This window comes from Azospirillum sp. UENF 312511 (assembly GCF_058780635.1).
Genome location: NZ_JBSNCG010000004.1, coordinates 203,860 through 216,814, shown reverse-complemented (window position 1 = coordinate 216,814; position 12,955 = coordinate 203,860). Strand labels below are relative to the sequence as shown.

Sequence of the window (12,955 nt, the reverse complement as noted above, 5' to 3'; positions counted from 1 at the left end):
TCGATGGACAGTGGTTGGGACATTGAGCGGTCTGCGCCGCCGTTGCCGGCGGAACGGCGGGACCGCGGCCATGGGGCCGGCGACATCGCCGTCGTCGGCATGTCTGCCCGCCTGCCGGACGCTCCGGACATCGACCGCTTCTGGCGCAACCTGCTGGCCGGCCATGTGGCGGTCCGGGACGTGCCGCCGTCGCGCTGGAACATCGACGAGATCTACGATCCCAATTCCCAGTCCGGCCACCGCAGCATCACCCGCCGCGGCGGCTTCATCGAGGACATCGACCGGTTCGACCCGCGCTTCTTCCGCATCACCCCGCGCGAGGCCCTGCATCTCGATCCGCAGCAGCGGCTGTTCCTGGAGGAGTCCTGGAAGGCCATCGAGGAGGCCGGCTACTCTGACCGCGACATGGACGGCGTGCGGTGCAGCGTCTTCGTCGGCTGCCGGGGCGCCGACTACCAGTTCCGCATCCTCGGCGGCTCGGACGAGGACCTCGCCAAGGTCGAGAGCTACATGCTCACCGGCAACGAGATCTCCATGCTGCCGGGGCGCCTGTCCTTCTTCCTCAACCTGCGGGGACCCAGCGTTCCCATCGTGACCGCCTGCTCGTCCTCGCTGGTCGCGCTGCATCTGGCCTGCGAGAGCCTGCTGACCGGCTCCGCCGACATGGCCATCGCGTCGGGTGTGGAGGTGATGACCACCCCGGCCATGTTCGTGTCGCTCAGCGACGCCGGGGTGGTCTCGCCGACGGGGGCGTGCCGCGCCTTCGACGACGGCGCCGACGGCATGGTGATGGGGGAGGGGGCCATTTCGGTCCTGCTCAAGCGGCTGGACGACGCCGTGCGCGACGGCGACCACATCTGGGGGGTGGTCAAGGCCACCGAGGTCAACCAGGACGGCCGCAGCAACGGCATCCACGCGCCCAACGGCCAGTCGCAGGCCCTTCTGGAGGCCGCGGTCTACCGCAAGGCCGGGATCAACCCGGAGACCATCGGCTTCGTGGAGACCCACGGCACCGGCACGCTGCTGGGCGACCCGGTGGAGATGCGGGCGCTGACCGAGGCGTTCGGATGGTTCACCGCGCGCCGCCAGTTCTGCGCGCTGGGCGCCGTCAAGACCAACATCGGCCATCCCCTGGCCGCCGCGGGGCTCGCCGGTCTGGTCAAGGTGCTGCTGAGCCTGAAGCACGGCCGCATCCCGCCGACCGCGAACTTCACCACGCCGAACCGGCACATCGATTTCGCCAACAGCCCGTTCTTCGTCAACGACCAGCCGATCGACTGGCCGGCCCCGGACGGGCATCCGCGCCGGGCCGCGCTCAGCTCCTTCGGCTACACGGGCACCAACGCCCACGCCCTGATCGAGGAGGCACCGCCCGCGCCTCCACCGACACCGGGCCGGCCCCCCTTCCTGTTCCTGCTGTCCGGAAAGACCGAGGAGGCGCTGCGGCGCCGGAGCGAGGATCTGTGCCGGTGGCTGGCGGCGGCCCCCGCCGCGTCGCCAGCGGATGTCGCCTACACCCTGCATCGCGGCCGGTCCCATTTCGGACGGCGGCTCGCCGTGCTGGCCGACGATTTGACCGAACTGCGGCGACGGCTGGAGAGCGGCGACGCCATCGCGCCCGACGACCGGCTGCCTGCCGGCGACGCCGCCGGGCTGGAGCGGCGCCTCGCGGCGCTGCTCGGGCGCGACGGCATCAGCGATGCGGCGCGGCGCGGCGCTTTGGTCGCGCTCGGCCAGCTCTATCTGAAGGGGCATCTGCCGGACTGGCGCACCCTGCATCCGGTGCCGGGCCGGCGGATCGGCCTGCCCACCTACCCCTTCGCCCGCGAGCGCTACTGGCTGGACGTGCCGACCAGCGCCATCACCTGGCCCCCCGGCCGGCGGCTGCCGGAGACGGCGGGCAAGGCCGGCGCGGTTCCGGTCAAGCCGATCCCGGCCCACCCTGTTGCGCCCGGCGGCACCACGGCCGGCACCACGGCCGGCACCGCGGCCGAAACCGTGGCCGAAACCGCGGTTGACGAGACCCGGTTGTGGACGGACGGCTGGGTCGCGGCGCCCTGTCCCGCGGCCTCCGGGCCGGCGGGCGACATCCTGCTGTTCGATCACGGCGACTCCCTCGCCCGCAGTCTCTCCCAGGCCGGCGCAGGGCGGGTCGTCCTGGTGACTCCGGGGGACGGCTTCGCCGCCCGGTCCGACGACCGCTTCACGCTGAATCCCGCGCGGCGGAGCGATTACGAGGCGCTGTTCGCCGCGCTCGCGGACCGGGGACTCCGTCCCCTGCGCATCGTGGTCGCCTGGAGCGCCGCCGCTTCGGGTGGCGGGGAAGCCCTCGCGGACCGGCTGGCGCGGGGGCCGCACGCGCTGCTTGCCCTCTTCCAGGCGGCCGTCCGCAGCAACCCGCCGGACGCGCTGCGGATCGTCGCCGTGGCCGGCGGCGCCACGGCCGCCGATCTGGCCGCCGATCCGGTCTTCGTGGCGCTTGCCGGCTTCGCGCGCAGCGCGGCGCTGGAGCATCCGCGCATCCAGGTCCGGACGGTGGTGCTCGACGGCGAACCGGCGGACCCCGCACAGGCCGCGCACCTCCTTCGGGAGTTGTCCGGCGCCGAGGCGGCGGGAGCGGAAATCCGCTATGCGGGAGGAGGTCGCCAGCGGCGCGTCTGGAGGCCCTGCGGGCCGGCGGACGCCAGCCCGGCGGCGGCTCCCCTGGTCCGGCCGGGCAGCGTCTGGCTGATCACCGGGGGCAGCGGCGGGATCGGCGGAATCCTCGCCGGGCATCTGGCGCGGACGGCGCGCGCGCGGCTGGTCCTCACCGGGCGCCGTGCGGCGGACGCCGGGATCGCCGGACTGATCGACCGCCTGCGGGCGGAGGGGGGCGAGGCGGTCTATGTGCCCGCCGACCTTGCCGACGCCGACGCCGCGCGCCGGCTGGTCGCCGCGGCGCGCGACCGCTTCGGGCCGCTGAACGGGGTGATCCACGCCGCGGGGGTCAACCGCGACGCCCGGCTGATGGCGAAGACGGCCGCCGATCTGGACGCCGTGTTCGCCCCCAAGATCGCCGGAACGCTCGCCCTCGACGAGGCCACGGCGGACGAGCCGCTGGACGGCTTCGTCCTGACCTCCTCCCTGGCCGCGGTGATGGGCAACGTCGGGCAGTCGGACTACGCCTACGCCAACGCCTTCCTGGATGCCTTCGCCGCGGCGCGCGAGACGCTGCGCGGGCAGGGCCGGCGGCATGGCCGCAGCCTCGCCATCGACTGGCCCTACTGGGCCGAGGGCGGCATGCGGATTCCCGCGGAGATGCTGGCCGAGATCCGGCGGCACACCGGCCTGGCCGTGCTGACCACCGAAGCCGGGCTGCGCGCCTGGGAGGAGGTGCAGCGGATTCCCTTCGCCCGTTGCGCCGTCTCCCACGGCGACGCGGGGCGGCTTGCCGCGCTGATCGCGCAGCAGGCCCCGGTTCCCGCTCCCGCCCCGGCGCGCGCCGAAACGCCGGCGGCGGGAGCGGACCGCGCCCGGTCGATGCTGCGGACCATCATGGCCGACGTCACCGGCCTGCACGAGGAGGAGATCGACGAGGATCGCGACTTCGAGGAGTACGGGATCGATTCCGTCAAGATCAAGAGCTTCAACGTCCAGCTGGAAGCCCTGGTCGGGGAACTGCCCCGCACGCTGCTCTTCGAATGCCGCAATCTCGCGGAACTGCACCGTTACCTCGCCGAGCACCATGGCGATGCGCTGGACCGCTCGGTCCGGACGCCTGTTCCCGCTCCCGCTGCCCCCGCCGTGCCGGTGGCGGCCGCGGCGCCCGAGGCGGGCGGGCGGGACATCGCCATCATCGGCATCGGCCTGCGCTATCCCCAGGCCGAGGACACCGACGCCTTCTGGGACCGGCTGGCCGCCGGCTACGACGGCGTCGTGGAGGTTCCGCCCGATCGCTGGGACTGGCGCCGCCACTTCGATCCGGACCCCGAGAAGGCGGTGCTGGGGCGCATGTACTGCAAATGGGGCGGGTTCATCGACGGCGCCGACCGCTTCGACGCCGGCTTCTTCAACATCTCCCCCCGCGAGGCGGAGGTGATGGACCCGCAGGAGCGGCTGTTCCTGGAGACCGCCTGGGCGACGCTGGAGAACGCCGGCCATGTGCCGGCCCGCAAGGGCGCCGGCACGCTGGAGCCGGGCGCCCGCGTCGGCGTCTTCGTCGGCGTGACCACCAACAGCTACCAGCTGTTCGGCCCGGAACAATGGTCGCGCGGCAACCCGGTCATTCCCGTCTCGGCCCCGTGGTCGATCGCCAACCGGGTGTCCTACCTGTTCGATTTCACCGGCCCCAGCCTGCCGGTGGACACCGCCTGCTCGTCGTCCCTGGTCGCCGTCCATCTGGCCTGCGACAGCATCCTGCGCGGTGAATGCGAAATGGCGCTGGTGGGCGGGGTGAACCTGTACCTCCACCCGTCGAAATACATCGGGATGAGCCAGGTCCGCATGCTGTCGCCGCGCGGGCGGTGCCACAGCTTCGGCGCCGACGCGGATGGCTTCGTGCCGGGCGAGGGCGTCGGCGCCATGCTGCTGAAGCCGCTGGCGGCGGCGGAGCGGGACGGCGACCACATCCACGGCGTGATCAAGGGGACCTCGGTCAATCACGGCGGGCGCACGAACAGCTACACCGTTCCCAACCCCAACGCGCAGGCGGCGCTCGTCGCCGAGGCCCTGCGTTGCGCCGCCGTGGCGCCGGACAGCATCGGCTATGTCGAGGCCCACGGCACCGGCACGGCGCTGGGCGATCCCATCGAGATCCGCGGCCTGACCAAGGCGTTCGCCGGGGTGGCGCCGCAGTCCTGCGCGATCGGCTCGCTGAAGTCCAACATCGGCCATCTGGAGGCGGCGGCGGGCATCGCCGGGCTGACGAAGCTGCTTCTCCAGATGGAACACGGCGCGTTCGCCCCGACGCTGCACGCCGAGCGGCTGAACCCCGACATCCGCTTCGACGGGACCCCCTTCGTGGTCCAGCGGGAGCGGGCGCCCTGGCCGGAGAAGGACGGGCGCCGCCGGGGCGCGGTCAGCTCCTTCGGGGCCGGCGGCGTCAACGCCCACGTCATCGTCGAGCAGCACCGGCCTCCGGCGGCGACCGCCGAACCGGCGGCGGAGGGAGGCCACGTGTTCGTGCTGTCGGCGCGCACCGCCGGCCAGCTTCGGGCCGTCGCCGCACGGCTCGCGGCGTGGCTGCGCCGCCGCGCCGGGGAGGGGCGGATGCCGGCCCTGGGCGACGTCGCCTACACGCTCCAGACCGGGCGCGAGGCGATGAAGGCGCGGCTGGCGGTGCTGGCGGACGGGGTGGACGACCTCCTGGCGCGGCTTGACGCCTACCTGGACGGCACCGCCGCTGACGGCACCGTCATCACGGGCGATTCCGCCGCGTCCGGTGGACTGGCCGACCGCTGGGTCCGTGGCGAAACGGTGGATTGGGCGGCACTGCACCGCGGCAAGGGGCGCCGGCGGGTGCCGCTGCCCGGCTATCCGTTCGACCGCCGCCGCTACTGGATACCGACGGTCGAGGAAGCCCCCGCCGAGCCGCTCCTGCACCCGCTGGTCCATCGCGCCCTGCCGGGCGGCCCCGGGTCGCGGTTCGGCACCCGGATGGACGGCGGCGAGTTCTATCTGCGTGACCACATCGTCGGCGGCAAGCCCGTCCTGCCCGGCGTCGCCTTCCTGGAGATGGTCCGGGCCGCCGGCGGCCTCGCCGGGGAGCCGCCGGTGGAGCGGCTGACCGGTGTCGTGTGGGTCCAGCGGTTCGCCGTCGAGCGCCCCGGCGCCGCGCTTGAGATCACCCTGAAGCCGGATGGCGACAGCGCCGCCTTCGAGGTGGTGTCGCCGGGCGACGCGCCGGTGCCGCACATCCAGGGACGCCTGCACCGCCGGAGCGGGCGGCCCGCCGACCCGCCGCCTCCGCTCGACCTGGAGGCCATCCGGGCGCGCTGCCCGGTGCGCCGCGAGGTGACCGACTGCTACCGCGACGGGGATGAGTCCGCCGCGGTGCGCATCGGTCCCAGCCTGCGGTCCATCCGAACGCTGGACTGCGGCACGGGGGAGGTGCTCGCCCGGCTTGAGCTGCCGGACGAGGCCGCGGATCCGCAAGGCGCGTTCGTCCTGCACCCGTCGCTGCTCGACGGGGCGATCCAGACGGTGGTCGGGCTGGGTGACGGCGATTTCCGCCAGCTCTTCTTCCCGTTCTCGATCGGCGCCGTCGGCATCTTCGGGCGGTTGACCTCGCCCTGCCACGCCCATCTCGTGGTGCGGCGCAGAGATCCCAACGGTCAGGCGCTGGTGGCCGACGTCACGATCGCCGACGACCGCGGCGCCGTCCTGGCCCGGCTGTCCGACTTCACCTTCCGCCTGCTCGACGCCGGCGGCCTGGACCGCCGGGCGGACCGCGGGCGCGCCACGCCGCGCGACCGGCTGTCCCTGGCGGTCGAATGGCAAACCGCGGCCCTTCCCGCCGGAGCCGAAGCGCCGCTCGGCCCCTATCTGCTGTTCGACCAGGGCACCCGGCGGGCCGAGGCGCTGCGCCGGCACCTTGCGGAGCTTGGCGACGTCGCGGCGGCGCTGGTGCTCGTGCAGCCGGGCGAGCGGTTCGAGGCGACGGGCGCGCACACCTACAGCGTGGCCCCGGGCCGCGAGGAGGATTTCGCCGCGCTCGCCGAACGGCTGGAGGAGCGCGGCGACCTGCCCCGGCACATCGTGTTCCTGTGGCCGGACGGGGCTGCGGGCGAGGGTGAGGGGGCCGAGGGTGAGGGGGGCGAGGCCGCAGCGCTCGACCGCGGCATCCACAGCCTCTACGCCCTGGTGCGGACGCTCGCGCCGCGGCTCGGCACGGGGCCGGCGGTCACGGTCCTCGTCGCCTGGACGGGCGCCTGGACGGGCACTGGGATGCAGCCGCTGAACGAGGCGCTGGGTGCCTTCGCCCGCTCCGCCGGTCTGGAGAAGCTGCCGCTGCGCTTCAAGGCACTGGCCCTGCCCGGCGGACTTGGCGACGCGGATGTCTGGCCGCTCATCCTGGCCGAACTGTCGGAGGCCGCCCCGTTCGAGCCGGAAGTCCGGCTGGACGGCGGGGTCCGCCGGGTGCCGCGGCTGCGCGAACAGGCTTTGCCATCGGCCGCCGCCGCGCCGTTCCGGCAGGGCGGGGTGTATCTGGTGACCGGGGCCAGCGGAAAGCTGGGCACCCTCGTCGCCGGGCATCTGGCGCGCCGGTGGGGGGCGAAGCTGGTGCTCACCGGCCGCCGCGCGCCCGACCCGGACGGGCCGCTCGCCGCCCTGCTCGCGCCGGGCCGCGACGCGCTCTATGTGCCTGCCGATCTGGGCAACGCCGGGGAGGTTGCCGCCCTGGTGGCCGCCGCGCGGACACGCTTCGGCCGCATCGACGGCATCGTCCACGCCGCTGGTCTGCTCACCGAGGAGCATATGACGGCCCGCCGCCGCGAGGACGTCGCCGCGGTGCTCGTCCCCAAGATCCGCGGCGCGCGGCTGCTGGACGAGGCGACCGCCGGGGAGCCGCTGGACCTGTTCCTCCTGTTCTCCTCGACCGCGGCACCGCTGGGCAACGCGCTCCAGCCCGACTACGCCTACGCCAACGCCGTTCTCGACGGCTTCGCCGAACGGCGCGAGGCGCAGCGCCGCGCGGGCGCCCGGTCCGGGCGCACGGTGTCGGTCAACTGGCCGCTCTGGCGGGACGGGCGCATCGGCGCGGTGTCGCCCGCGCTGCTGTCCTGGCTGGAACGGACGCTCGGCCTCCTGCCGCTGGGCACGGAGGCGGGGCTGGAGATCCTCGAACTGGCCGCCGCTTCCGGACGGCCCCGCGTCATGGTGGTGGAGGGCGACCGGCAGCGGCTGCTGCGCGGCCTGGGAGTGGCTGGCGCGGCGGTCGTCCCGGCTCCCGCGAAAGCCGCCGAGCCCATCGCCGGACCGCCTGCGGAGGATGTGCAGGCGGAGCTGCGGCGGATCGCGTCGGGCCTCCTGAAGCTGGCCGCGGAGGAGATCGACCCGGACACCGAGCTGTCGGAATACGGCTTCGAATCCATTTCGCTGATCGAGTTCACCAACGCCATCAACGGCCGGTTCGGCACCGAACTGATGCCGACGGTGTTCTTCGAGCACCGCAGCATCGCCAGCCTCGCCCGTCACCTAGGCGGACAGCCCGGATTCCGGGTCGGGACGGCCCAGCCGGTCGAGGCGGTTCCCGCCGCGCCGCCGGCTTCGGCCCTAGCCCCCGCTCCGGTCATGCCCGTCGCCCTTCCGGCCGCCGTTTGTGCCGACGAGCCGGTGGCCATCGTCGGCATGAGCGGCATGATGCCGATGTCGGAGGATCTGGACCGGTTCTGGGCCAACCTCGTCGACGAGCGCGACCTGATCTCGGAGGTGCCGGGCGACCGCTGGCGCTGGCAGGACTATTACGGCGATCCGGCGCGCGACCCGAACAAGACCTGGGCGCGCTGGGGCGGCTTCATGCCCCACGTCGACCGTTTCGATCCGCTGTTCTTCGGCATCTCGCCGCGTGAAGGGGCGTTGATGGACCCGCAGCACCGGCTCGTCCTCCAGCACGCCTGGAAGGCGGTGGAGAACGCCGGTCACCGCGTGTCCGACCTCGCGGGAACCCGCACCGCCGTCTTCATCGGTCTGGCGAACAACGACTACGCCGCGCTGATCCGGGACCGGCTGTCGGTCATGGAACCGCACGGGCCGCTCGGCAACTCCAACTGCATCCTCCCCAACCGCGTCTCCTACCTGCTGAACCTGCACGGCCCGAGCGAGCCGGTCGACACCGGCTGCTCCAGCACGGCCATCGCCATCCATCGGGCGGTCCGGGCGATCCGGCACGACGGCTGCGCGATGGCGCTGGCCGGCGGCGTCAACGTCATCCTCAACCCCTGGCAGAACATCTTCTTCAGCCAGGCCGGCGTGCTCAGCCGGGACGGGCGGTGCCGGGCCTTCGACAGCGAGGCCACCGGCACGGTGCGGGGCGAGGGGGTCGGCGTCTTCCTCCTGAAGCCGCTGAGCCGCGCCCTGGCGGACGGCAACCCGATCCACGCCCTGATCCGCGGCACCGCGGAGAACCATGGCGGGCGGTCCAGCTCGCTGACCGCTCCCAACCCGGCGGCCCAGGCCGATCTGATCGTGGCCGCCTACGAGGCCGCCGGGGTCGATCCGGCGACGGTCGGCTACATCGAGGCCCATGGCACCGGCACGAAACTCGGCGACCCGGTCGAGGTCGAGGGGGTGCTGCGGGCCTTCGACCGGCTTCACCGTGGTCTTGGGACCACGCCGCCGCCGGACCGGCGGATCGGCCTCGGGTCGGTGAAGACCAACGTCGGGCATCTGGAGCCGGCCGCCGCCGCCGCCGGCATCGCCAAGGTCGTGCAGGCCATGAAGCACGGGCGGATTCCGGCGAGCCTGCATTTCGAAACGCTCAACCCCTTCATCAGGCTGGAGGGGACGCCCTTCGAGGTGGTGTCCCGGACGCGGTCCTGGGAACCGGTCGCCGGGCCGGACGGGCGGCCCCTGCCGCGCCGCGCCGGCGTCAGCTCCTTCGGCATGGGTGGAGCGAACGCGCACATCGTGCTGGAGGAGTATGTGCCGCCGCCCGACCCCGCGGCCGCGGCTCCCGGGCCGCAGCTGTTCACCCTGTCCGCCAAGGACGAGGACCGGCTGCGCGACTATGCCGTGGCGATGGTCGGGTTCCTGGAGGAGGGGGCCGGGGGAGCGACCCTGTCCGCCGTCTGCCACACCGCCCGGGTCGGCCGGGACGCCATGCCGCGGCGGCTGGCGGTCGTGGTGTCGAGCCTCGACGAGCTGGTCGAGCGGTTGCGGGCCTTCCTGGACGGCGCCGCCGACCCGCGGCTGTTCCGGAGCGACGACCGGGCCGACGGCGGGATGGCCGCTCTGCTGGGCAAGGAGGCGGGGGAATCCTTCCTTCGCGACCTGACCGCCCGCCGGGATCTGCCGGCCCTGGCGCGGTTGTGGGCCATGGGGGCCGCCGTCGACTGGTCGGGGCTGGACGCCGCGCCGCCGCGCCGTGTCTGTCTGCCGTCCTATCCGTTCGCTCCCTTCCGCTGTTGGATCGGCGAGGACGGGCAGACGCAGTTCCACCCCGCCGACCAGAGCGCTTCCGCTCCGGAATCGCCGGCCCTGTCCGTCTACCGCTACGAGTGGGTACCGGAGGAGGCCGCGGCGGTTCCCGCTCTCTCCCTCGACGAGGGGATGCTGATCGTCGGCGCGGACGAGGCGATCCGGGCGGCGGTGGCGGAACGCGCCGGCATCGCCGCGGACTCCGTCGCCGCCGTCCCTCCCGGCGCCGCGGAGGGCGACTGCCGGCGGGCCCTGGAACGGCTTGCCGCCGGGGGCCGGTCCCTGCCGGGGGCCGTCGTCCTGCTGCTGACGGCGCCCGACCTGATCCCCGATGACCCCGACGACGTCGAGGGCGCGCTGGGCGCCGTGGAGCGGGCGGTGGAGCTCGGTGTCCGCCCGGTCGTGGAAGTGGTCGATGCCTACGCCGCGGCGGGGCAGCGTCAGGCGCTGAAGCGGGTCGTGGCGCTCTACCGGTCGGGCGGCGCGCCCGATGGAGCCCTGGAGAAGGCCGCCGGCAACCCCGGCGCCGAGATGCTGGGCGCCTTCGGGAAGTCGCTTCAACTCCTCTTCCCCAACCTCTCCTTCGCCGCGGTGGGCCTGCCGGATGGAGCCGGTGCGGACGCGCCGGCGGCCCTGGCCGACGCGCTGGTCCGCGAGCTGGCTCAGGACGGGCCCGCCGACCGCTGGCGGGACGGCGGGCGGGCCCTGGCCCACGTGATCCGGCCCCACCGGCTGGCCGGAGGAAAGGCCGTGGGGGCGCGGGCGCCGTTGCGCCGGGGCGGGGTCTACCTGATCTCCGGCGGGCTGGGCGGTCTCGGCCTGATCGTTGCCCGCCATCTTGCCGGACGCTACGGCGCCCGCCTCGGCCTGCTCGGGCGGTCGCCGCTCGATGCGGCGCGGGAGGCGGAACTGGAGGGCGTCCGCGCGCTGGGGGGCGAGGCCGTCTACTACGCCGTCGACGTCGCGGATGCCGCGGCGGTGGCGGCGGCGGTGGCGGATCTCACGGGGCGCTTCGGCCCGCTCAACGGCGTCGTCCATTCCGCCGGGGTGGCCGACAAGCGGCTCGTCACCGACAAGTCGATGGCCGACATTCGCCGGACCCTGCGGCCGAAGCTGGCCGGGACCCTGGCGCTCGACCACGCGACACGGACGGAGCCGCTCGATTTCTTCGTGCTGTTCTCCTCCACCTCCGTCCAGCTCGGCGACATGGGCCAGGGCGATTACGCCTTGTCGAACCAGTTCATGGACCGCTTCGCCCGGCTGCGGGCGGACTGGCGGCGGACCGGCCGGCGGGCCGGGCGGACGCTGTCGATCAACTGGCCGCTCTGGCGCGACGGCGGCCTGCATCTCGACGGTGGCGACGAGGAGGCGTTGCGCTATTCGGGCATGGATTACCTGGAGACCGCTGACGGGCTGGCGGTGTTCGAGCGGCTTCTTGCCGAAGACCTGCCCCAGGCGATCGTTCTGGCCGTCCGCGACCACGCCCGTGTCGACCGCTTCCTCGGTATCGGCGGGGGCATTGGTGGCGATGTCCCCGCCCCGCAGCCGGTCCCGCCATCGGGAGGGACCCGCGAACCGGGCAGGGCGCCCGCCGTGTCCCTGGCAGGGGAGGGACCGTTGGGCGACCGGCTGGAACAGGATCTCCGCGGCATGGCGGCGGAGGTGCTCGATCTCGATCCCGCCCGGCTGGAACGCGACCGCAGCCTGGTCGACTACGGCTTCGATTCGATCAACGTCACGGCCTTCGTGCGGCGCATCAACGACCGCTATCCCTTCGCCGATGTCAACCAGATGACTCTGCTCCAGCACCAGAGCCTGTCCGCTCTCGCCGGTCATCTGCTGGCGGAGCATGGCGAGGCGATGGCCGGCCTGTTCGGTGTGGCGCCGGGCGAGGCCGGCGCGCCGAAGCCGGCGGCGGCCCACGGCCCGGCGCCGGAGCTGCTGACCCTCCAGCGCGGCGGCGACCGGCCGCATTCCTTTTGGGTGCCGGGCTCCTTCGGCTTTCCGCAGACCTTCCAGGCCCTGCCGCGGGCGCTGGGACCGGACTATCCGGTCCACGCCTTCCGCTTCCGCGGCAACGACGGCCGGCAGGAGCCCTTCCGCGACGTGCAAACGATGGCCGATCATTTCGTCGCCTGCATGCGGGCGGTGCAGCCCGAGGGGCCCTACGTGATCGGCGGCTACTCGTGGGGCGGGCTGGTCGCCCTGGAGATGGCCCGCCGGGTGGCCGGCGCCGGGCAGCGGGTGCAGGAACTGATCCTGCTCGACACCTATCCGCCCTGCGAGGCCGTCCACGCGATGACCCAGGTCCCGGAGAGCCTGCGCGAGATCAAGCTGATCCTGGCGAACTTCCTGACCGGTTTCGGTCATGAGTCGGGCGTCATCGGCGACCACGATCTGGACGGCGTGCCGGAGGAGGAGCATTTCCGCCACCTCGCCCGGCTGGTGTCGGAACGCGGACGCTCGGGCCTGCCGGAGGAGGAGCTGTTCGGCTATCTCAGCGGCGCCAGCCGGGTCAACGACCTCGCCTCGGAGGCGTACCGCAGTTACGCCGTCGGCGCCTACGATGCCTCGCCGGTGCTCTATGTCCGCGCGAAGCCGGGGGCCGACGCGCACATCGGCGATTACGACTACTTCCGCCACTGGCCGGGGGTCGTGCGGTCCCGTCTGGAAGTGATCAACACGCCGCTCCGCCATGCCGAGCTGATGACGGAGCCGGCGCTGGCGCTCACCGCCGCCCGCCTTCGGCTCGCCATCGACGGGGCCGCACCCCGACGAAGGCCGGCCCCCTGACCCGAAGGCCATCGCGATCCGCTCCCACCCCGAAACTGGCAAGAAG

Annotated in this window: 1 protein-coding gene; it reads left to right on the top strand. The window is 73.5% G+C overall.

From position 1 onward, the window contains the following. Window positions 1-3 precede the first annotated feature (3 nt). Window positions 4-12,909, top strand: coding sequence for an SDR family NAD(P)-dependent oxidoreductase (locus ACWPN7_RS26615; RefSeq protein ID WP_459196214.1), 12,906 nt, complete (start codon window positions 4-6; stop codon window positions 12,907-12,909). The last annotated feature ends 46 nt before the right edge of the window (window positions 12,910-12,955 follow it).